21 protein-coding genes are annotated in these 22,586 nt (G+C 53.7%); 3 read left to right on the top strand and 18 right to left on the bottom strand.

Features of this window, described 5'->3' with window-relative positions; translation table 11 throughout:
• Window positions 1–2: 2 nt before the first annotated feature.
• The 18 genes from KE671_RS00770 to KE671_RS00685 all read right to left on the bottom strand — a co-directional run bounded on the left by KE671_RS00770 (window position 3) and on the right by KE671_RS00685 (window position 18,206).
• Window positions 3–1,154 (bottom strand): efflux RND transporter periplasmic adaptor subunit, encoded by a 1,152-nt coding sequence (locus KE671_RS00770; RefSeq protein ID WP_206161308.1) that lies wholly within the window; start codon window positions 1,152–1,154, stop codon window positions 3–5.
• Window positions 1,151–3,259 (bottom strand): peptidase domain-containing ABC transporter, encoded by a 2,109-nt coding sequence (locus KE671_RS00765; RefSeq protein WP_206161307.1) that lies wholly within the window; start codon window positions 3,257–3,259, stop codon window positions 1,151–1,153. Before KE671_RS00765 ends, KE671_RS00770 begins: the two co-directional genes overlap by 4 nt.
• A gap of 8 nt (window positions 3,260–3,267) precedes the next feature.
• Window positions 3,268–4,218 carry an ABC transporter gene (locus tag KE671_RS00760; protein WP_206161306.1) on the bottom strand — a complete coding sequence of 317 codons (951 nt, stop codon included), beginning with the start codon at window positions 4,216–4,218 and terminating at the stop codon, window positions 3,268–3,270.
• 5 nt (window positions 4,219–4,223) lie between these two features.
• On the bottom strand, window positions 4,224–4,895 hold the full coding sequence (locus tag KE671_RS00755; RefSeq protein WP_206161305.1) for a thiol:disulfide interchange protein DsbA/DsbL: 672 nt from the start codon (window positions 4,893–4,895) through the stop codon (window positions 4,224–4,226).
• Between the two features lie 60 nt (window positions 4,896–4,955).
• Window positions 4,956–5,156, bottom strand: a complete 201-nt coding sequence (locus tag KE671_RS00750; protein ID WP_206161304.1) for a DUF4762 family protein — start codon at window positions 5,154–5,156, stop codon at window positions 4,956–4,958.
• Window positions 5,157–5,245: 89 nt separating this feature from the next.
• Window positions 5,246–5,905: a DNA-binding response regulator gene (locus tag KE671_RS00745; RefSeq protein WP_206161303.1), complete on the bottom strand. Its 660-nt coding sequence runs from the start codon at window positions 5,903–5,905 to the stop codon at window positions 5,246–5,248.
• A gap of 23 nt (window positions 5,906–5,928) precedes the next feature.
• Window positions 5,929–6,477 (bottom strand): fimbrial protein, encoded by a 549-nt coding sequence (locus KE671_RS00740; protein WP_206161302.1) that lies wholly within the window; start codon window positions 6,475–6,477, stop codon window positions 5,929–5,931.
• Between the two features lie 9 nt (window positions 6,478–6,486).
• The gene (locus KE671_RS00735) at window positions 6,487–7,542 is read right to left on the bottom strand and encodes a fimbrial protein (protein ID WP_206161301.1); all 1,056 of its coding nucleotides are present in this window, start codon (window positions 7,540–7,542) and stop codon (window positions 6,487–6,489) included.
• A complete protein-coding gene (locus KE671_RS00730; RefSeq protein ID WP_206161300.1) occupies window positions 7,542–8,165 on the bottom strand; it encodes a fimbrial protein in 624 nt (207 codons plus the stop codon). Before KE671_RS00730 ends, KE671_RS00735 begins: the two co-directional genes overlap by 1 nt.
• A gap of 17 nt (window positions 8,166–8,182) precedes the next feature.
• Window positions 8,183–8,926 carry a fimbrial biogenesis chaperone gene (locus tag KE671_RS00725; protein ID WP_432759321.1) on the bottom strand — a complete coding sequence of 248 codons (744 nt, stop codon included), beginning with the start codon at window positions 8,924–8,926 and terminating at the stop codon, window positions 8,183–8,185.
• A gap of 41 nt (window positions 8,927–8,967) precedes the next feature.
• Window positions 8,968–11,442, bottom strand: a complete 2,475-nt coding sequence (locus KE671_RS00720; RefSeq protein ID WP_206161299.1) for a fimbria/pilus outer membrane usher protein — start codon at window positions 11,440–11,442, stop codon at window positions 8,968–8,970.
• Between the two features lie 63 nt (window positions 11,443–11,505).
• Window positions 11,506–12,054, bottom strand: a complete 549-nt coding sequence (locus tag KE671_RS00715; protein WP_283093051.1) for a fimbrial protein — start codon at window positions 12,052–12,054, stop codon at window positions 11,506–11,508.
• 72 nt (window positions 12,055–12,126) lie between these two features.
• Complete coding sequence (locus KE671_RS00710; RefSeq protein WP_206161298.1) at window positions 12,127–12,657, bottom strand: fimbrial protein; 531 nt, start codon at window positions 12,655–12,657, stop codon at window positions 12,127–12,129.
• Window positions 12,658–13,145: 488 nt separating this feature from the next.
• Entirely contained in the window at window positions 13,146–13,682 is a 537-nt protein-coding gene (gene napF / locus KE671_RS00705) for a ferredoxin-type protein NapF (RefSeq protein WP_206161297.1), read from the bottom strand.
• Complete coding sequence (locus KE671_RS00700) at window positions 13,679–14,275, bottom strand: TorD/DmsD family molecular chaperone (protein ID WP_206161296.1); 597 nt, start codon at window positions 14,273–14,275, stop codon at window positions 13,679–13,681. The genes napF and KE671_RS00700 overlap by 4 nt, the downstream gene beginning before the upstream one ends.
• Window positions 14,276–14,367: 92 nt before the next feature.
• Window positions 14,368–15,141: a dimethyl sulfoxide reductase anchor subunit family protein gene (locus KE671_RS00695; protein WP_206161295.1), complete on the bottom strand. Its 774-nt coding sequence runs from the start codon at window positions 15,139–15,141 to the stop codon at window positions 14,368–14,370.
• Window positions 15,134–15,760 carry a DMSO/selenate family reductase complex B subunit gene (locus KE671_RS00690; RefSeq protein ID WP_206161294.1) on the bottom strand — a complete coding sequence of 209 codons (627 nt, stop codon included), beginning with the start codon at window positions 15,758–15,760 and terminating at the stop codon, window positions 15,134–15,136. The genes KE671_RS00695 and KE671_RS00690 overlap by 8 nt, the downstream gene beginning before the upstream one ends.
• Window positions 15,761–15,773: 13 nt before the next feature.
• On the bottom strand, window positions 15,774–18,206 hold the full coding sequence (locus KE671_RS00685; protein ID WP_206161293.1) for a DMSO/selenate family reductase complex A subunit: 2,433 nt from the start codon (window positions 18,204–18,206) through the stop codon (window positions 15,774–15,776).
• A 481-nt stretch (window positions 18,207–18,687) separates the two neighbouring features.
• Here KE671_RS00685 and KE671_RS00680 point away from each other — a divergent pair, with 481 nt between their 5' ends.
• The 3 genes from KE671_RS00680 (at window position 18,688) to dcuR (ending at window position 22,107) form a co-directional block, all read left to right on the top strand.
• The gene (locus KE671_RS00680) at window positions 18,688–19,638 is read left to right on the top strand and encodes a nickel/cobalt transporter (protein WP_206161292.1); all 951 of its coding nucleotides are present in this window, start codon (window positions 18,688–18,690) and stop codon (window positions 19,636–19,638) included.
• Between the two features lie 121 nt (window positions 19,639–19,759).
• Window positions 19,760–21,391, top strand: coding sequence for a sensor histidine kinase (locus KE671_RS00675; RefSeq protein WP_206161291.1), 1,632 nt, complete (start codon window positions 19,760–19,762; stop codon window positions 21,389–21,391).
• On the top strand, window positions 21,388–22,107 hold the full coding sequence (gene dcuR / locus KE671_RS00670; RefSeq protein WP_206161290.1) for a two-component system response regulator DcuR: 720 nt from the start codon (window positions 21,388–21,390) through the stop codon (window positions 22,105–22,107). The genes KE671_RS00675 and dcuR overlap by 4 nt, the downstream gene beginning before the upstream one ends.
• Window positions 22,108–22,586: the final 479 nt, after the last annotated feature.

Below are 22,586 nucleotides of genomic sequence, written 5' to 3'. Positions count from 1 at the left end.
CGCTATCCTCGCACCGTGTCCTGCGCCAGCACCACGCGATCGCCAGCCTGCAATCCCTCCAGCACTTCGGCGTACTGTCGGTCGTTGATCCCAATGCGGATCGTGCGGGTGCGCGTTTTCCCGTCTTCTACCGTAGTGATGGTGTAGCGCTCAGTGTCCAGCGCCTGCCCGAGCGCCGCGACCGGCACGCGCAATACATTCTTTGCTTCGGCAATCTGAATGAATACCTGCGCCGTCATCGACGTTTTAAGCTCGCGCCCGGCGTTAGGTACTTCAAAGGTGCCGGTGTAGTACACCGCCATCGCCTGTTGATTGCCGCCCCTGCTGCCCTCGCCGGGCGCTTCCAGCGCTTCCAGCGGCGCAGGCTGTACGAAGCCCATCGTACTGGCGTAGCGTTTATTCGGATTCGCGATGACATAGAAGCGCAGCGGCTGACCGGGATGGATTTTTTGCACGTCAGCTTCAGAAATGCGTGTTTGAACCTGCATGGTGTCGAGATCTGCCAGCACCAGAATGGTCGGCGCCGTTTGCGAGGAGACGATGGTCTGCCCTTCCCGGGTGACAATGCCCAGCACTTCGCCGTCGATAGGCGCCACAATACGGGTATAGCTGAGGTTGGCCTGCGCCGTTTTCACCGCCATCTCCGCCTGCACAATCTGCGCGTCGCTCACGTCAATTTGCTGCACCTGCGCATCGTATTGCGCTTTCGCCTGCTCGTATTCACTGCGCACGGCAGAGCCGTCACGCAACATCATGCGCTGGCGGTTCAGTTCCTGGCGATAACGTAACAGCGTCGCCTGCGCCGACAGCTTTTGCGCTTTCGCACTGGCCAGCTGCGCGCGCGTATTGTTGAGATCTGACTCCTGCAAAGTGGGGTCAATTTCCGCCAGCAGTTGTCCTTTCCGCACCTTTTCGCCCTGGCGCACGTACAGCTTGCGCAGTTGTCCGTTAACCTGCGCGCCGACGTTAACCTGCACCGCCGGTTTCAACACCCCCGTCACCAGCACCACCTTTTCGATATTGCCCGTACCAATGGTCTCCAGCGGTAAACTCTCCTGCGGCGAAGGCGACGCCAGCGTCGCCCATGTGGCACTCACCGCGACGGCCAGCGCCAGACCACCGCCAATCAGTAGCCAACGCGATTTCGGCGTCATACGTTGACCTCCAGCGGGCTGAGTTTGCCATCAGTCAATTGATAAACCCGCTGAAAACGCGACAGAATCGCATCGCTGTGGGTAACCACAATCAGTGACTTACCGGCTTTCTGGCAATGCGCGTGAATCGCTTCCATCACAATGGCCGCCGTATCGTCATCAAGATTGGCAGTCGGTTCATCGAGCAATAACACCGGACGGGAACTGTACAGCGCGCGCGCCAGCAATAACCGCTGACGCTGGCCGAGCGACAGCGCCGCGTGACTTTCGCGGATCAGGGCGTCAATACCGCCCGGTAATCCACGTACCACCTCGCCCAGCGCGAGGGAATCCAGCAATGCCTCAATCCGCCCACGGTCGCGTTCGCGGTAGTGCGCATCGAACAACGTAATGTTTTCGCGAACTGAGGCATTAAACAGAATGTCCTCCTGACTTTGCAGGCAGACAAACTGCGCCAGCTGTGGCGCCGTAAGCGCCGTGTCAGCGGCATAGCAGCCCCCCGCCTGCGGAGAAAAGAGTCCGGCAATCAGACGCAATAAGGTGCTCTTACCCGCACCCGATTCACCGACAATTGCAATCTGCTCACCCGCGCGCAGCGACAGCGAAGCCGACGACAACACTGGCCTTGCGGGATCGTAGCCGTAGCACAACGACGCAAACGTCAGATCCGGCACCGTATCGACGGGAAGCTGCGCCGCCAGCGAAGCAGGTGCCGCCTCGTCCCGTGGCGCAAACAGCGCATGGGCGCGGGTGTCGATCACATTCAACTGAGATTTCTGGATGATGGCGTAGAAGATCCGCGTGACGTAGGAGGTGAATATTTGCCGCAGGAAGCTATAGGCAAAAAAATCGCCCAATGAGATCAGTTTGCTGTGCACCATCGGCAATACCACCAGCATAAACACCACCATTTCCAGGCTCCCGGTGAGCTGATACAGTCCCTCTTTCACCTGCTGGTAAATCTTCTGGCGTTGCAGACACGAAAACAGATCGCGACTGAAACCCGCGAACTGTCCCTGGCGCTGTCCTTCCAGTCCGGCGGTTTTAACGGTCAAAATGCCCTGAATGGTCTCCATGAAAAAATCGTTCAGGGTGGCGCTTTTCAGTTGCAGTTGCTGGGTGAACCAACGGTCGCGGATCACCGCCCAGACGCTGATGATCCCCATTACCGTGACGCCGACGGCGGAGATCGCCGCCAGCACGGGCGCAATCCAGAACATGATCGCCAGCGCGATCGTACAGATCACCCAGTCGGATCGCAGACCATTATCCAGTTCAATCTTTTGCAGCAGACCAATCTGCCAGGCCGTGAAGCGGCTGAAGATCTCCCCCGGCGCCCGTTTTTCAAAAAAACGCAGCGGGTTGCGGAGCAGGCGAGAAAACCCCACGCCGCTGTGGATCAGCACAAAGCGTTTGATAAAACGTTCGCTAATCACCCGTACGCCCAGCGCCATCAGTGAGGAGGCGACAAACGCCAGGATAAACCAGCCGTAGGGAAAGTCGCTGTTCGCCACGCTGGAGAAGGCCTGGTTAATGGCGTTGCTCACCATCGTCGGCATCAGAAACAGCGTCAGCGAGACGAGGAAGGTCAGCAGCATCAGCCGATAGATCCCTGGCACCGCCGCCGTCTCCTGCATACTCATCGCCTGCGGCGCGGTCTCCGCGGTTGTTGACAACGGTAAATCAGGGTCTGCGGCAAACGCCTGCTCAGGTTCCACAATCAGCGCATAGCCGCTGATCTCCTGCTTAAGCGCGGCAAACGGCAGCCACTGCTCACCAATCGCCGGGTTCATCACGCACACGTGGTTGCCTTTGCGCCAGGCCAACAGGACGTAGTGACTTGCGCCGTAATGCAAAATGGCCGGCAGCGGCAGGGAGCTCAGTTCATCGTGTTCAAACAGCACTGGCGTTGTCGCAATGCCCAGTCGCGCCAGGATACGCATCAGCGTATCCATTGAGGTTCCGTGGTCAGAGGCCGGAAACCACTCGCGCAATGTTGCCAGCGAAACGGGCTGTCCCTGCGTCTGTGCCAGCATCGCCACGCACGCCAGGCCGCACTCGTTGGTCTCTTCCTGAAAGATCAGATTCGGGATCGTGGTCGTCATTTTTATCATCAGTGATTAATAAAGAAGAGAGAATGGCTGTGCCAAAGGAGCCACTCCTGCGGGTATTCACGCAGAGTGGATTCAATAATGTCAGGCAGCTCGCGGGCGACGTTCTGACTGCTCACCGGCGGATGAATATGGATGTGCAAACCGTTGTCATAGCTGAGGTGATAAAACACTACCTGCGCCGCAATCACCCCGGAAAGGCGCACCACGCCATTGTGTAACTTCGCGCAGCGGTCGAATAAACGACATGGCAGTTTTGCCGCCAGCGCCCCTTCGGCTTGCAGGGTATAGTCCGGCGAGATATCGGGGAAAATAATCATGTTCTGCTGCCCGGTGGCAACATCAGTGATGAGCTCCATCAGACTGCCAGCCAGCGTTTTGTTCTGCTGATGGATGGAACAATAAGAGAGGTCGATCCCCCCCAGCGCGCGGGTCTGCGCGTTATAGAGTTCAGCGCTGGAAGAGACAACCACGCAGGCTTTACCCGGCGTGACGCAGGCGCCGACCATCGCAGCCAGCACGTCGGAGACCGTATGTAACGGTGCCAGAATGTAAGGTATGTTCTGCTGATGCAACGGTCTGACCACCGCATCGAGTTCAGCCGCACAGGCGCGGATCTGCTGGAGCAGTACCGGGTTTTGTCCCCAGGTTGCGGCTTCTTCCAGCAGGCGGCGGCGCACGGCGATCCAGGCCGCGTCCACCCGGCCTTTTTGGCCGATCAGGCAACGGGTGTTTTCGTTTGCCACCGCATGACGTAAACGAAATGAGCGCCCCAACAGCCGTAGCGCGCAGAGTCCTTTCGCCACGGTCAGTAATACGGGCAGCGGCAGACATCGCACCATTTTTCGCAGCAAAATCAGCGTTCCCTGAGAAAAATGACGTCTCGCGTCATACAGCCATCCCGCACTGTTTTTAAAACTAAATACGCTCCAGAGAATAAAAAATCTGACCACCGGGGTTATTTATCCTCTTTAAGCAATTGCAGCATGCGCTGCGCAAATTGAGGAAATTCGCTGTCCTGGGCCACCACATAGCGTTTATTGATAATAAACATCGGCGTCGCATTAATGTCATAGTGCGCGGTAATGGCCGCCATTGTGCTGAGACGATTTTTGACCGCGTCACTCTGGCGCAGGGCGTTAAATTTATCCGCATCAATATTGTTTTTTACCAGCCAGGCATTGAGCACTTTCTCATCGGTGAGATTGATATTGCGGGTAATCACGGCGTTATAGGCGCTTTCACGAATATTCTTTTCAATCCCCATCTCTTCCAGGGTGGCGAAAATCGGCGCGTAAGCAGCAAGGCCGCTGTTCTCACTGGTGATATGAATCGAAGTCAATGAACTACCGGGCGGCAGGGTGCGGGAAAACTCAGCCAGATTATCTTCGTTTGCCGCACAATAATGGCAACCATACGACATCACTTCGATAATACTGCGTTCTTCTTTGATCGGGCTATTCGCAATTTGTTCTGCGCTGACTTCACGAAAAGCCTGTGTTTGTGAGTTATCCGTGGCAAAGGTATTAAAAACAAAAATGTGGTAACAAAGCACCGTCATCAGCGAAGAGATAACGATTAAACACAGCGAATAGCTGATAATGGTGATGCGTTTAAATTGGGTCGCCATAATATTCTCGCAGCGGAAATAATAAACCTGGAGGCGCGGGCACCTCCAGGCTATAGCCAATTAGTAGCGGTTCGGAACGCCACCACACTTGCTGGCATCTGCATCTTTCATTGAAGTGGTGCTGCCGTGCTTATCAGTACAGGTTGTCAGTTCTTTACAAGAGGTCACCCCTCCAATGGTAACGTTCTGATACGTTGTTTCGCAGGTTTTGCAGGTTCCGCCCACAACGTTAGCCACTTCGAACGCCGTTAATTTTTTCATCTCTGTTTTCCTTACTTAGGGTTTAATTGAGTGCAATCACTTGCACCGATCGTTCGGCAAGTATTACTGCCGAAAAGACGTTTCACGGGTCACGGCATAATTCCCTTGAATACCGTGAATAACGCAATGTTGTTTCTGATATTGAGTCGCTTCATTAAGTGCCGCTTGATATAGCTCAGGCGTCGGACATCGATATTCACCTCGCAGGAAATCTGCGACAGCGATTTCCCTTTAAATATCTCTTCCATCAGCCACCACTCATTGCCGGAAATCGTATAATTCACGTCCCGGCAGTGCAGTCTTTTGCGGGTGTAATTCACCAATGAATAGCTAAAGCAGCATCCCTTACGTCGTTTATCCAATAACTCCTGAAAAAAAGGGGTAGTATTGGCGAGATTTTCACTTTTCAATAACCAGTGAGCATTTGGCAAGAGCGCATAAAGCGTGAAAAACAGCGGCATGTTGTGCTCGCTTAATAAAATGATCAGATTCTTGTTTTCACGCTGATAGAAATTATTCATAAGTTGCAGCGCACGGATCCGCTCACGCGGCAGGCTGTCCAAATCGCAGAGGATCCACAAGCAACAGTCGTCATTAACAGGCGTCTGTAACTGACTGATCAATTGCGTGTAATCATCCGTTAAGGAGTATAAAACGTCCGTCTGCTCCGCGAGCAAACTGGCAATCACTGTTTTAATTCCCTGCGAAAAAAAGAGATCTTTATTATAAAGAAAGCACTGATACACCATGCCTCAATATCCTTTTGATGACGCTACTGATAGTTCAATGTGTAATTTGCCGTGGCGGTAAAAGGCCCGGTAGTCAAGGTACCGTTAGCTAAAGCATCCGGCTCGGCTTCCACAAACGCCTGAAAGTTAAGCCGTAAAATGGTATCGCCGATCGCAGCCGGACGGGTCGCCACATTCAGGCGCACAGGCGTATCGTCCTCTTCCAGAAGGCCGATCCCCACGCCGCCCGCGTTGCCGGGTGACGTGGCGCTGATCGCCAGTCGGTCCGCCAGATTGCCGTTGGCAATACCGCTGAACGTCACCGTGACGGAATTAAAGACGCCGGGTGAGCAATCCTCTAATTTGATCGTGAATGGAACCGGTACGGTTTTCCCGTTGATATACAATGATTTTGTCGATATTTTCCCAAAATCGACCGGCACGCGTTCTGAATCGGGCGCAATGCTGCACGGGTAAGCCATCACCACGCCGGTGAAACTGAGATCGCCGCCCAGCAACTCCCCCAGTGCCCACACCGGAGCCGGAGCGAACGTCGTCAATAAACAGGCAAAGATCATTGTTATGCGATGCATATTCCCTCCTTACTGGAATTCAGCCACAACCGTTGCGGATGCATGGAACTCGCCTTCCGGAATGACGGAGGTGACATATTTCGCCACCGGTGCGGCAGTCAGGTTCCAGTCGCCTTCGTTATTGGCAAACCCCGGCACGTTATAGAAGGTGTTGGGCACCACCGGGTTACCCTGGCGATCACGCAGCGCAATACCCAGCTCAGAACGATCCGTTGTTCCCTGCGTGCTCAGGTATTTGCCGTCATCAAACGCCGGATTGGCCTGCTGGATCCCCAGCTTGATATTCAGTGCGCCCTGAGCAAAACTGCCGCCCTCGCACTTCACATGAATCGGCACGTTCTGGCTGTAATTGGTGCCGTTCAGCCGGTTACCGTTCCCCGGTATGTTGCCGAAGTCGACAACGATCGGCGTTCCCTGATTGACGATACATTTATCCGGTACGGTAATGACACCGGAGGCAATGGTGATGCGCGACAGTGGGGTTTGCCCCATTGCGCCCGGCCCCAGGCGACCAAACAGTTTGGCGATTTCAGATCCCTGTAAGTTCACCCCGTTAATGATGGGTTTGGTGATCATAAAGGTCACCTTTCCCTTCGCGCCGGAAGTGAATTGGTTTTGCAGAATGGTGCTGGGAACGTTGCAGAAGTTCTGTGGCGCGTCGTTTGAGACGTTATCAAACGGTACGGTTTTATAATCTTGCAGGTTGCCACCAATGTAGATCTCAATTTTAACGTCCATGTAGTCATTGAGCTTGAGGTAACCCGGCGTCATTCCGGACTGCGTTAACGTCGCTTGCGCCATGTAATAGACCGGCTGATTGTTCATCGGCTGCGAGCAGTACGCGCGTCCCTGGAACATCCCTGCCAGATTAAACTCGTCGGTGATGGTCGCGCCTGCCTGGTTGGAGGTAATATCATGATTATTAATATTAATCAGATAGTCATAGGTCCCATTCACCGGTTCAATTTCACCGTCCACCACGGACCACGCCGCGCCGGGCAAGCCGAGCGTGCTGAGCGCCAGTAAGACTGGCCATTTGCGGCGAAACAGACCTGAGATCTTCATTACAAATACTCCATCTTCAGGCGAACCAGGCTGCTAAAGTCGCCCGCGCTCACATGCAAACCGGTGGATTCCAGTGCCGCCATAAAATTCAGCTCACTGTCACCAGAATTCACTAACCAGGGAGCATGAGTCTGACCGACATCCAGCGCATTCCCGTCCTTATCGAGCAGGCGCACACCTGCCCCCTGAGTTGTACCGCTGGTGCGTAATAGCTGCCCGTTATTCAGATCGGATTCACCCACAAACGTCAGTTGCACCGCCTGCTCCCCGGTGCTATAGGCACGCCAGTCATTCCCGGTGGTTCTGGAAGCCAGACTCCCTCGCGATTGCGACGCCCCTTTCAGGCAGTCCTTCAGATGCAATTTAAAGCGTACCGGCTCGCTGCGATCGCCCGCCTGACGAAAGTTCTGCGCGCTGATCTCGCCCATCTCGACGTCCTGAATGCGCCCTTGCGTCATCAGTACACAGGGGGAAGCAAAAACAGAACCGTGAAACCGGACAATGCCGCTATCTTCGCTGACATGTTCCTGCGCGCTATGCTGTGGCTGCGCTGGCACATCCGCCCCGCACTGAAATGCCACGCCCATCGCGAAGAGGGCCACAGTGGATAAAGGGTTTTGCATTGTCAGGTTCCTCCTGGTTAGCCCTGCTGCGCCGGTGGAAGCGCTTTGCACGTGTTGCCATCGCAACGAAACTTCAACTCCGGGTGTCCGCCATAATCGTTCACGTACATCATGGAGAACTGGCTGACGCTCCCGTCTGTCACCGCAAACTGCTGGCTCGATTTGGGTGCGATCATGATCCCTGGAAATTGGGTGATCTTCTGTCCGGCACCTTTGGACAGCCCAAGGATCGTGACGTAGTAGGGCGTTGGGTTTTGTACGGTCATCTGGCTGCCGTTTTTATGGAACACCACCTGGTCCTGCCAGACTTCACTCCGGCTCTTCGGGATCACCGCCGCCGGGCGGTAAAACAGCTTGATGCGCGACTGCATGGCCAGTTGCAGCGTGTTCGGTTTATCCGGCTTCGGCGGGATCTCCCGGACATTGAGGTAGAACAGGCTCTCTCTGTCCTGCGGCAGTTTTTCAATCCCGGCGGTTTTGGTGACGCGCGCGATCCCTTTCTGTCCCCCGTTGATTCGCTGTAGCGGCGGTAACACAATCAGCGGCGAGGTAATCTTGTTACCCTTTTCATCCTCAACCCACGACTGGGCGAGGAAAGGAATATCCGGGCTGGTGTTGGACAGATTGGCACTCGACGAGGCCTCTTTCTCCGTAATAATGACGCGGGTCCGATCCAGAGAGACCCCCGCCTGCGCGTAGCCGCCAATCATGCTCAGCACCCACGCCGCCATCAGATATCCGTTATGTCTTTTCTTGCTCATTTTTGGCCTTTTATTACAGTGAGATAACCGTTCTGTCGGGATTAACGACACGGCAGAAGCGTGTTCGCAGATCCGTTGTTTGCGCCTGACGGGATCGTTACCTGACATTGCTGCTTACCGCCCCACATCACGTTCAGCGTTTCGTTCGCATTGACCCCCGCAAGCCAGGCTTGCCCGTCTTCCAGCACCATGGCGACGCTTACGCCGTCGGTGTTGTAAATTTCCGCGCCGAATGGCGGGACGCTGCCATCCGCGAGGCGTAGTGTCCCCATCATCTTCATCCCCTTCGCCATGCCGAAGGCCTGATAGCCAATCGCGCCTTCCGTCAGGGTTGTCGTGCTGATGGCCTTTGACGGCTCGATGTCGCTGTCCATCGCATCGACATCCACGCGGGTGTCAAAACTGTTGTAGCTCACCACATCCGGCACCACGGCAATGCCGTAGCCGTTAGTCCGCGACTTCTTGCCGTTGAGCGGAACACCGCCAATGCCATTGGTATCCACCATGACGCGCGCCGTGTTGATCGTTGCGCCGCTGTTATGCATCGCTGCGCCGTGGCGGGTTGCCGTGAAGCCTCCGCGCAGGGTCGTACTCAGCGCCATGTACTGGTTCTGCTGATAGCTGGCGTTGGTATTAATTTCTGCCAGTTGCGAACGATGCTGGTAATAGCCGTCAACGCTGGCGTTACCGCTCTGACTGGCACCCGCTCGTATACGCCACAAGTTGTTGTAATCACTGTTGTCGGTGTAAGACGCCATCGGACTGGTTTTGCCGTTGTTGGTCTGAATATCCAGCCCTGCCCATTTGTTGTCGCCAATCGGCACCGACAGAGAGAAGGAGATCGAATCGTCTTTGCGCCCTTTGTAATCGGTACGGTAAGCGGAAAGGTTGGCGGTGATACCGCTGATATCGCCGATGCGGAAAGAACGCCCCACCGACATGCCGTAGCGATCCTGGCTGCGCTTATCCCAGTAGTTCTGGTGCGTCCAGGTGAGAAAGACGGTCGTCGCCTTCCCTGCTTCGCCAGCCCAGAACGTTTTATTCCCGGTGATGGTATAGAGCTCTTTTTCGCGCCCCAGATGGTTGTATCCCTGGTAACGTTCATCGAGGTATTGCGACATTGAGCGGAAATCTTCCTGCGAGAAACGGTAGCCCGCGAAGGTAATGGAGCTGTTGTATTCGTCGAAGGTTTTAGCGTAACTCAGCTTGTAGGAGGTCCCTTTCAGACGGTTGCCGTCAGGCTCACGGCTCCATGACTCGGTGGCATCAACGGAAATAGCGCCAAACGCGTAGAGATCGCGCCCGATACCCAGTGAAGCCGCGGTGTACTCTTCACCAGAAGACTGTAAGCCGCCATACAGCGACCACGCGTTACTGACCCCCCAGGAAAAATCACCGGAAAGGAACGTGGGGCCCTGCATTTTATGGTTGTAACGGGACGGCGTACCGCCTGAGATGTTGTAACGAACGTAGCCCGGACGCGTGAGATACGGAATGTTGGCGGTGTTCACCTGGAAAGTGGAGACCGAACCGTCCTGCTCTTCAACGCGTACATCAAGCGTACCGCGCACTGAGCTGCGCAAATCCTGAATATTGAACGGTCCGGCAGGCACCGTGGTTTCATAAATAACGCGCCCACTCTGGCTGACGGTCACTTTGGCGTTGGTACGGGCGATACCATGAATTTCAGGCGCATAGCCCTGTAACGCCGGTGGCAGCATCCGCTCATCGCTGGCAAGATTGACCCCGGTAAAACGCACGGTATCGAAAACCTGCGAATTCAGGTAGATCTCACCCAACGTCAGTTTCGCCGCGATCATCGGCAAGGGACGGTAGGCGTAGATCTGGTTCCAGTCGAAATCGAATTGATGGTTCTGACTGTAATAGCTGGTCTGGTATTCACCACGCAGACGCCAGCCGCCGATGTTCGCCCCCGCCTGGCCGTAGCCTGAAACCGCACTGTAGTTTTCCTGACCATTGAACTGGCGAGTGAGTTGCCCGTTGAGGCTGTAATCGAACAGCAGACCCGCAATCCCTTCATCCCAGCGTTCAGGCGGCGTCCAGTTGGGATCGTTATACTTCATCCACGCCTGCGGCACGGTAATTTCAAGCACGCCGGCATAGTTGCTCAGTTTTGACCCCGGCAGACTTTGCAGCGAGTAGCAATTCTCATAGAGTTGAGTGACCTGCGCGCGGGCCTCATCTTTCAGCGCCAGTTTGTCCAGCAGGTCGCCACTGATGCAAGGCAATGTGCGCTTGCCTTCGGGGGCATCGATATAACGAATTTTCTCCTGGCCGACAGGCTGACCGTTAATACGGATATCCAGCAGATAATCGCCAGGGGTGACATAGTTGTCGGTCGCAAAGCGCGACAGGTCAATCTGCGTGCGATCCGCAGCATCCAGGACATCGGTATTAAATTCAACGCTCTCCTCGGCACTGGCCGACGGCGCATAGCAGCTATGCATTACCAGAAGAGCAATGATCGTTAGATGGGTATTTAATTTTGCCGACATGATTTTCGTCCCGAATAAATCCGTTAAAAACGGCCTGCGTCCCGCTACGTTATTGTTATGCTGTTAGTGGTAATCCATAAAAAACTGCGCAACGGCAGTAAACTCGCCCGCTTTTATATATTTTTGAACCGGTACCAGCGATGCGGAAAATTTTAAAACGTTATCAGTCTCGCTCAGTTCATATCCCGGAGAGGGTTGACCCAGCGTTAATATTCCCCCATGACTGTCACGTAGACGAATACCAAATCCATCGGCGTCACCACTGACTAATAATGTCGTGGGATCGGATGCCGCCGCATTGCCCATAAAAGTGACCGACGCATAGGGATAAAGTGAACCATCGTTGCCCCGCTTCACCACGGAACATCCTGTCAGACGAACCAATACTGGCCGCGTAATATTGCCTTCATCATTGCGATTAATCAGGCTGGCGGAAACATCGCCAAACTCAACCTCGATATCCCGACTGTTCGGGTCAAGGCTACATCCCGCCTCAATCAGTTCACCGCTCATCGCTAATTTACCCGGCGTGACGGTGGAGGCTGAAACCGAAGCCGACCCAACCAGAGCGCAAAAATAGACTGCGACGAGGAGCATATTGTTTATTTTCACGTTGTCCCTCCCTGGTACGATCCCTGATTTGAAAAGTGCGGGATAACTCCCGCACTCAGAACGTCGGGTGGATTACTGGTAAGCAATCTCGAAGTTAACCGTTGACTGGAAAGAACCTGCAGTCACGGTTGCGCTTGCGCTTTCTGCTTTCACGTAGGCAACAAACGGAATGGTGTTGGTACCGTTAACCAGTTGTACAGGTGTGGTTGCCGTACCCCACGCTACATCCTGGCTGGCGCTGTCACGCAGGCCGATACCCGCACCAGACGCGGTGCCGGAAGTGAAGGCCGCCAGAGTGGCGTCAGTTGGGTTGGTGCTGGTCGGGGTATAAGTCACTTCTGCCGTTTGCGCTACAGTGATGTCGCAGTGCTGCAGTTCGATATTCTGGTGTACGTTTCCGGCGCGCGCACCGTTAGCCAGCGCAGAAACAGGAATCTGACCAAAATCAACGGTCACCGGGCTTGAACCAGGCGCCAGACCACAAGCGGTATTCACCAGTTCACCCTGGAATTCAATCACACCGTTCGTTGTGTCAGCTAAAACAGACATGGAACCCAGAGCAGCGGTGAAAGCAACAGCCATAGCAACTTTATTCATTTTCATAACAATTTCCTGTTTGTACCAATATCCTGAGAAATAAAGAGTCATCACGTCGCATTCGTTATTCCGTTCTGCTGTAATCAACTCTTGGTTTTGTTCTGGAAATGTCCTGACAATAATTAAAAATGGAATAATATTAATTATTGCCACTCCTTCGAACTGATAAAAATGCTACCAAATCAAAATTTCCACACAAAGCACTACATTTGCTATGGAATAGATACGCATTCTTAACTCGCAGGAAAAGGAAAGGTGGATTTATATCTCGCAAGGCCGTGTGATTAATCCTAAATACGCGATGGTTTTTTAGGAAAATAAATTAGAAAGACAGCAAAACGATTAAGATAATTCCCGATAATACCGGAAACAAAATAGTTATTCAGGAAATTATTGGATATTTAGCTCTACGGTCAGTATGAACGACTTGTCTGCAAATCTTTCAAGGTCGCCAGTAACATCAAAGCGGGAAGGCGTCTCGCAAATCCAGCGGGTTAACTCAGGCTAACGGCATCAGCGCCGCATTGCACCCGGCATTCGCCACAGCCAGTACAGCGCTCGCTGTTCAGCTCGGGGATCCCCATCGCGCCGATGGTACAGGCCAGTTCAGGGCACGCCTCAATACACTGGTTGCACGAACGTACCGGATTAACGCAGGCAGAACTGAACGTCGGGCGCAGGCCCGTATCAAATCGATCCTGTACACACAGCGCGTCGCTCGGGCATGCGGCAATACACGCCCCACAACCATCGCAACTGGCATACTCAATCGCCAGTTGCGGATAGCCGTCTTCATGACGGTTCAGGATCCCCATCGGGCAGGCATCGATACACTGATTGCAGCGGGTGCATTGCGCAATGAACTGCGCATCAGGCACCGCTCCCGGTGGCAATGGATGCGCGAGTTGAGTCGTCGATATCTTCTCCGGCGCAGTGTGCTTTGCTGCGCTGACAAACGCGCGAAACAGTCCGCGCCGACTCACGTGCCGATGCGTCATCAGCGCCTGATAATATTTCTCTGACTTGTTCATCCGAAGTACAGCCTTTTCACCGCCGGTTGCAACGCGCGCTGCTGCTCCGACTCCTGCAGATAACACGCCGTTACGGCGGCAAGACGCGTATAGAACGGGCTCACCGCGCTCTCCTGCACGCGTTCCAGATAGCGATATCCCCACGGCAGCAGATGCACTTCGAATAACTGATCCACCGCCGCGTCGTTGCCCGCTTCCTGCAGCGCGCTGCAGGCTAACAGCATCAGGCCAAACTGATCTTCGGGTTCGCTCTGACGTGAGTCAAATACCATGCCCTGAGACTGTAAAAACGCCCGGTATGCCGCAGTTGTATCGCCCATCAGCAGATTATCACGCTCGAGCCAGACGGAACCCCAGGGCGGGGCGGGCATATCCCCCTGTCCCTCGAACAGCACGGAAAATTGCCAGATAAGCGATTCTTCATCCGGCAACGGCCATGATTCGCACAATTGCGTTACCCGGGCGGGATCGCGCCATGGGTAAAGCTCCGGCAACGCAGGCAGACAGTCGAACAGCGCTTTCACTTCCGGTCGCCCGGGAGAGTAGTAAAACAGGGCACCGAGGATACGGGGTAATACGGCAAGAGACGACATCTCTAAATACTCCTGAACGTGCCTGATGGCGGCTGACGCCTTATCAGGCTTACGACGACTACGGAAAAAGAGCGGCCGAGGCCGCTCACAGGTTACATCGGCAGCGTCCACAAATTGTAGAACGCAATCCTGCCCACTAACTCCGCGGCAATAACCACCAGCGCCGCTGTCGCCAGAACAGCAACGTTTGTTTTGAGTCGGGCCCACACCACTACGCCAATAACCCCCAGTGCCAACAGTACGGCCTGGGCGGTAAACCAGTTGGTTTGCGCAGCGGTTAAAACATCATCGGCACTCATCAACGTCGAAATATAGCCAGGTCGCAGACAGAAGCTGGCGAGGATTGCCAGCACGCTCACCAGCAGGCCCAGACGCAGCCCGAACAGGCCGGCCAGAATGCCCCCGCCAATCAGCGGCGTCAGTACCATCATCACCGTCGTATACGAGGTGCGCCAGGTGACCACCGTCGGCAACTGATAGATTTGCGGGATCGCGAGTATAAAGACTACGCCCACCACCGCAGCCAGCCACACCAGCGCTTTACACAGCGCGGTCGCGCCACGGTTCAGCAGCAGACCGAGAGAACCCAGCCCGCCGAGCGTAGCAAATACTGCCGACAGCACAATTTCGTTGCTCATCGGCGAATGCCCCACGCGTAACAGCATATTCAGCGCACGCAGCGGTTGCCCGACGTGGATAATCCCCAGCAGTATCCCAACCCCAAACAGACACATAACGGAGAACAGGCCGATGGCCATCCGTCGCGCCTCGATCTGTCCCAGAGTGCCGCCAATCAGCAGCAGAATAAATGCGCCGACTGCGCTTTGGGTAAAGACGGTAAAAAAGACCAGCGGTAACTCATGCATGGCGCACCTCCCCCATGTTCATAATGGCCCCTTCCTTATCGCCCGTAGGTTTGGCCTTCGGATGTGGCTTAATGATGAGGTTAGGATGGGTAAACGACGCGGCGGGCAGCGGCGCAATTTCGTTCTCGCTGCCGTACTTCGCGCGCAGTTCATCGATAGGGCCGAAATCCAGCGCGCGCTGCGGACAGGAATCCACACAGATGGGTCGCAGATTTTGCTCCAGTCGGTCAAGACAACCGTCGCATTTGCGCATAACTTTGGCCTTAGCATCAAACTGCGGCGCGCCATACGGGCAGCGCATTTCACAATAGCGGCAACCGACACAGACGCTGTCATTGACCAGTACCAGACCGTCTTCTTCACGCTTGTGCATCGCGCCGGTCGGGCAGCCTGATACGCAGACTGGGTCATCACAGTGGTTACAGGCGATAGAGAGGTAGTAGGTAAAAGTGTCGTTGTGCCAGCTCCCCCCTTCTTTCACCCAGCTTCCGCCGCCGTATTCATAGACGCGGCGGAATTTCGGACCGACGTCCAGATCTTTATTATCCTTACAGCTGACCTGGCAGGTTTTACAGCCTGAGCAGCGCGAGGAGTCAACATAAAAGCCATACTGTTTCATTGCGGATCACTCCTTAAGCGCGTTTGATTTCAACCAGGTTGGTATGCTGCGGGTTCCCTTTCGCCAACGGCGACGGCAGATGACTGGTCAGGGTGTTGATGCACCCGCCAACGTCCACACCGTTACTGTCCAGACGGGTCCACGCCCCCTGTGGCATCGCCACCACGCCCGGGAGAATGCGCTGAGTCACCTTGCAGGGAATCGCCACCACGCCACGATCGTTGAACACATGCACCAGATCGCCAGAGTTCAGCTGACGCGCGCTGGCGTCTATCGGGTTGATCCACACTTCATCCGGTACCGCTTCATGCAGCATCAGCACGTTGGTATAGGTTGAGTGGGTATGACCTTTGGTGTGAAAACCGCTTAACTGCAGCGGATACTTCGCGGTCAGCGCTTTGTTCAGATGCGACTCTGTCACCGCGCAGAACTCCGGTACCGCCGGGATGCGATCGCCTTCCGGCAGCGTCCACGCTTTCGCGAGATCGGCCAGCGCCTGCGAGTAAATCTCAATCTTGCCGGACGGCGTGGTCAACGGATTCGCCACGGCGTCGGCACGGAAATCAGCAAACGCCAGACTCTGTTTGTCTGTCGCGATGCGCTGGTCGATAACCCCCATCTCTTTCGCCACTGGCCATTCCGGCAGGTACGGACGTTTTTCGCGGATCTGCTGATAGTGCATTTCTGCCCACTGCGCCTGCGTCCGCCCTTCGGTATACTGCTCACGCAGCCCCAGATGCCCGGCGATATCGGCACAGATATCGTAGGTGCTACGCACTTCCCACATCGGCGTGACCGTTTTCTGGAGGGCAATCATGTAGTTGTGAGAGCCCGCGGCATAGGAACTGTCCACCAGATCTTCCGCTTCGAGATAGCTGGTTTCCGGCAGCAGGAGATCGGCGTACTTCGCGCTCGGCGTCATGTGGTTTTCAATGACGATAATGGTTTCGCACAAACTGTCATCCGCGAGAATTTTGCGCGTGCGGTTGGTTTCACCGTGCTGGTTCAATAGTGTGTTACCGGCCTGGTTGAAGAACAGCTTAATGCCGGTTTTCAGTTTGTCCGCCCCTTTCACACCCATCGTAGTGGCCGTCATGACCTCCGGCCGTTGAATCGCATCGGTCCAGAGATAGCAAGGAATGGAGGTCTTGATCGGGTTGGTCAAAATCGGTAACAGCGGTACGCCATACGGGGTGCCATACGGCCAGTTACCGTTGTTGGTTCCCGGCAGGCCAAAATGGCCCGTCAGTGCGGGCAACGTCTGAATGGCGCGCACGGTTTGCTCGCCGTTGGCGTGACGCTGCGGCCCCCAACCCTGGCAAATGTAACAGGCTCGGGCCGAGGCAATTTCACGCGCCAGTTGGCGAATGCGCGTCGCCGGAATACCGGTGATCTCAGCCGCCCACTCCGGCGTTTTAGCGATGCCGTCATCGCCTTTGCCGGTCACGTAGTCTTTATAGCTGGCATTCGGCGCAGCGCCTTCGGGCAGCGTGCTGCTGTCATAACCCACGCAGTATTTATTCACCTCGGCTTCATTGATCAACTGTTCAGTAATCAACGTGTGTGCGATACCGGCCACCAGCGCGGCATCGGTCGTCGGGCGAATCGGCAGCCACTCGGCATGCTCGGTCACCACCGAGTCGGTATAACGCGGATCGATAATAATCACCCGCGCCTTTGAGGTTTCCAGCGCGCGGCGTAACTCTTCCACCTGTCCACCGCCGGACATGCGCGTTTCAGACAAATTCAGTCCAAACAGCACCACCAGATCGGAATGGGCGATTTGCGTAAAGTGGCTCCCGACATACGCGCCGTGGGTGTAAGGCGTTGCGGTGGCAATTTGCGCCGTGGAATAGGTGTTATGATAATTTAAATAGCCGCCGGTGAGATTCAGCAGACGTTTCCAGGCAGGCGTGCCCTGGGTATGATAATAAGCGCCCGACTGATAATTATAATAAATGGCCTCACGACCATATTTTTCCGTCACGCGTTTTAATTCTGCAGCGATAAATGCTGTCGCTTCGTCCCAGGAAATTCGTTTGAATTTGCCTTCACCACGTTTCCCTACGCGTTTCATCGGATATTTAATCCGATCCGGACTATATACGCGCCAGCGACTGGAACGACCGCGCAAACACGGACGAATCTGGTGTTCGCCAAATACCGCATCGTCTTTTGCGTCTTCCGGTTCAATACGCACAATACGGTCATCTTTAACGATCACTTTCAACGGGCAACGGCTGCCACAGTTGACCAGACAGGCACTGTGGCGAACGGTTTCGCCAGTGCCGCCCTGCGTTGGCGCGGCGGTCGTTTCGGCCTGCGCGGTGGCAGAGAAAGGCAACGTAATCGCGTTACTGAGCGCAACGGCGGCACCTATTTTTGCGGTGCCTGTCACCGCATCCCGTCGGGACAGCGTTGTGTTTAGCCACTTTTTTATTTCCATCGTTATTTCTCACATTGCATCCATAGTTATTATTAATAAGTAATCATAATGGGCTAAACACGGTTGATGGTTGATTATGATCAAACGAGCTTTTATGGAAAAATACAGTGGAAAAACCATGACATTCTTATCATTTATCAGCTGATAAAAAGCAGTGATTTAACGGAAGATGACATTTTTGGAAACAAACAAGAGATAAAAATAGAACAACGACAGCATAAGCATTGTATACTTAAATATATTTCGATTATATATCCCCACAGGCAAGCGTCATAAAATTCTTATGTTCGTGGCGTGCACAAAAAGATTATCCCTCGACGAAAGTGATATTGCTGGAGGTCAATATCATATTAACTTTCCATGATAATTTATCGATAATATAATTATTTGTTATGTAAAAAAGAAGAAGTCAACTCAGTGCGATGGGCTCTGCCCTTAATCAGGCTATACTTATTCATCATCCCCATTGTCAGACTGAATTATGATCGCACCCGGACGCCCTCACTCTCTGCACCTGTCGCTGGCAGGACTCCTGACCCTGATACTGTTTGGGATCGGCTATACCCTGCATCTGCACTGGGGGGCATTTATTCAGTGGTGTCTGGCGACGCAAATCACGCTGCATCGTTATCTGGTGATGTACCTGTTGCAGTTGAATAATCATCAATACAGCGGGGGTTTCTGGTTACTGACGGGAGCCTTTCTATACGGTGTGCTGCATGCTATCGGACCGGGACACGGAAAGTTCATCGTAACGACCTATCTGAGCACCAATAAGGAGAGCCTGCTGGCCTCACGTGTTGTGCCTTTTATCGGCAGCCTGATGCAGGGGATCAGCGCGATTCTGTTTGTGTTTATCCTCGCGATTGGCTTTAACCTGGCATCCGGTGATTTGAGCACCAGCCGATGGTACGTTGAAAAAATCAGCGCTGTGCTGATCGCCGGATTCGGCGCGTTTCTCATTTATCAGGCACTTAAATCCTTACGCCCGATGACCTTCACCCGATTCACTCCCTTGCACAGCCATGACGAGAAGTGTGGCTGCGGGCATCACGGCGTCGGGCAGATGCGGGTGGACGGCAACTGGAAAACCCGGCTGGGGGTGATTCTTGCTATCGGCGCACGGCCATGCAGCGGCGCGATCATGATCCTGCTTTTTTCTAACGCCCTTGGCATCGTCACCTGGGGCATGGCGGCGGTGATGACCATGTCCTTTGGCACCGCGCTGTCGATCATGGGGCTGTCTCTGGCAGTGCGCTATGCCCGCAATCAGACGCTTTCCTGGTTTGGCACAGGGCATCCAGCCCTGAAATGGCTGGCGCCTGCGGCCAGAATTATCGGTGGCGTGGTACTGATTCTTTTTGCCACGATCCTGTTCTTAACGGTGATCCCGATTAGCGCTAACGGCGATTACATTGCCGCAGGTTGCTGACCTGGTACGCGCAATAATTATCCGATAATTGTGTACCTGCTCCGGTGAATTTCCCTGCCACCTTTGAATTACGTGTCCCAATAGGGATAATACCCACACGAATTGTAAACCCGGGATCCCCATGAGCTACTCCCTGCCCTACCGCAAGTTGCGTAAACGGCCGATGAAACTCGGCACGACGGTGATCCTGATGGTCAGCGCCGTGTTGTTTTCTGTGTTGCTGGTGGTCCATCTCATTTATTTCTCACAAATCAGCCATATGACGCGTGACGCGCTGGCAAACAAAGCGCTGGCGGTGGCCCGAACGCTGGCAGATTCGCCGGAGATCCGTCGGGGGCTGATGAAAAAGCCGGAGGAGAGCGGAATTCAGGCCATTGCCGAAGCGGTCCGCAAGCGCAACGACATGCTGTTCATCGTCGTGACCGACATGAAAAGTCTGCGCTATTCCCACCCGGAAGCCCAACGCATCGGGCAGCCATTTAAAGGCGACGATATTTTGCGGGCGTTAGATGGCAAAGAAAATATCGCTATCAACCGGGGCTTCCTCGCTCAGGCGCTACGTGTCTTCACGCCCATTTATGACGATAATCACCGCCAGATTGGAGTGGTGGCGATCGGTCTGGAACTGAGTCGGGTGACCGAACAGATTAACAACAGTCGCGGCAGTATCATCTGGTCCGTACTTTTTGGCGTGCTGGTTGGCCTGCTGGGGACCTGGGTATTGGTGAAAGTGCTCAAACGCATCCTGTTTGGCCTGGAGCCATATGAGATTTCCACCCTGTTTGAACAGCGCCAGGCGATGCTACAGTCGATCAAAGAAGGGGTCATTGCCGTTGACGACAAAGGCGAAGTGACGTTAATCAACGAGGCCGCCCAGGAGTTACTGAACTACCGCAAGTCTCAGGACGATCCCCAGTTTTCCACGCTCAGCCACGCCTGGTCGCAGGTGGTGGATCTCAGCGAAGTGTTGCGCGATGGCACGCCGCACCGCGACGAAGAGATCAACATTAAGGATCGGCTGCTGCTCATTAACACCGTTCCGGTACGCAGTAACGGCAACATCATTGGCGCGATCTCCACCTTCAGGGACAAGACAGAAGTGCGTCAGCTGATGCAGCGACTCGATGGCATGGTGAACTACGCCGACTCACTCCGTGAACGATCCCACGAATTCATGAATAAATTACATGTGATTCTGGGATTGTTGCATCTGAAGAGTTATAAGCAACTTGAAGAGTATATTATTAAGACGGCGAACAACTATCAGGAAGAGATTGGCTCACTGTTAGGCAAAATTAAATCGCCGGTGATTGCAGGCTTTTTACTCAGTAAGATTAATCGCACGTCTGATTCCGGGCATAAACTGCTGATTAGTCATGACAGCCAGGTACCGGACAGCGGCAATGAAGATCAGATTGCGGTATTGATTACCACACTCGGAAATCTGATTGAAAACGCGATCGACGCGTTAGCGCAGCAGTCAGGAGGTGAAATCAGCGTCTCCTTATACTATCGCAATGGTTGGCTACATTGTGAAGTGAATGACGATGGTCCCGGCATTGAACCTCACCGCCTTGATGCTATTTTTGAGAAAGGCGTCTCGTCTAAAGGAACTGGACGCGGCGTCGGTTTAGCGCTTGTTAAACAACAAGTTGAAAGTCTTGGTGGCAATATTTTTGTGGAATCCGAACCTGGCGTTTTCACACAATTTTTTGTACAAATACCCTGGGATGGGGAGAGGACCAGCACATGATCAATGTCTTTATTATCGATGACGACGCCATGGTCGCGGAGTTAAACCGCCGCTATGTCGCACAGATCCCCGGTTTTCAGTGCTGCGGAACCGCCTCCACGCTGGAAAAAGCCAAAGAGGTTATTTTCCATAGCGATATTCAGATTGACCTTATCTTGCTGGATATTTATATGCAGAAAGAGAATGGGCTGGACCTGCTCCCGCTTCTGCATGCCGCCGGCTGCAAAAGCGATGTTATTGTCATCTCTTCTGCCGCTGATGCCATGACGATTAAGGATTCGCTGCACTATGGCGTCGTGGATTACTTAATCAAGCCGTTTCAGGCCTCGCGGTTTGAGGAAGCCCTCACCAGCTGGCTGCAAAAGAAAAGGGACATGGACAAGCATCAGTATTATGAGCAGTCAGAGCTGGACCAACTGATTCACGGTAATACGTCCAGTGAGCAGGACACCCGCCGCCTGCCGAAAGGGTTGACGCCACAAACGCTGCGCACGTTGTGTCAGTGGATCGATGCGCATCAGGATTATGAGTTCTCAACCGATGAGCTGGCGAATGCGGTGAATATCTCCCGAGTTTCCTGCCGCAAATACCTCATCTGGCTGGTTAACTGCCATATTCTGGTCACCAGTATTCATTATGGCGTTACGGGCAGGCCAGTTTACCGCTACCGTATTCAGGCAGAACATTATTCTTTACTTAAGCAATATTGTCAGTAGAAGATAAATCTTAGCCTTGCGTTATTTCGTTATATATTGGTAACAATTATTACAATAATGAAAAAATAAAAAGGTTAAGGTTACTGTTTGAAAATCCCGAAATTGTGCCAGATCAAATATAATTGCATCATCCCACATTTTTCAATGCGTTATTATTATCCGACATTCAATTGTTTTTAATTTCAAAAACGCTAACAAAAGTTAATAAAGTATTATCCCCTGCGCAGAGTGTGTATTTTTAATCACAAAGGAGTAGTCCGGAAATAACCGGATGGATTAACAAAAACGATAAACGGTAGCAACGGAGCTCATGCTACATCTTAAGGATAAGCACACTCTGTGAGCAGATGATATGTTCATGTTTTTCATAAAGATACAAAAATAGCCCGAACCTGCCTCTGCTCTCCTTTTTCAACACTACCCATCGCCAGAGAGTCGTGCTCTCTGAAAACAGCCTGAAAAAAACGATAAGAGTTTTC

Origin of the sequence: Citrobacter amalonaticus, from assembly GCF_018252635.1 — a bacterium.
GTDB lineage: Bacteria > Pseudomonadota > Gammaproteobacteria > Enterobacterales > Enterobacteriaceae > Citrobacter_A > Citrobacter_A amalonaticus_E.
Note: the sequence above shows the minus strand (reverse complement) of the source record. Positions and strands in the feature narration are given on the sequence as shown.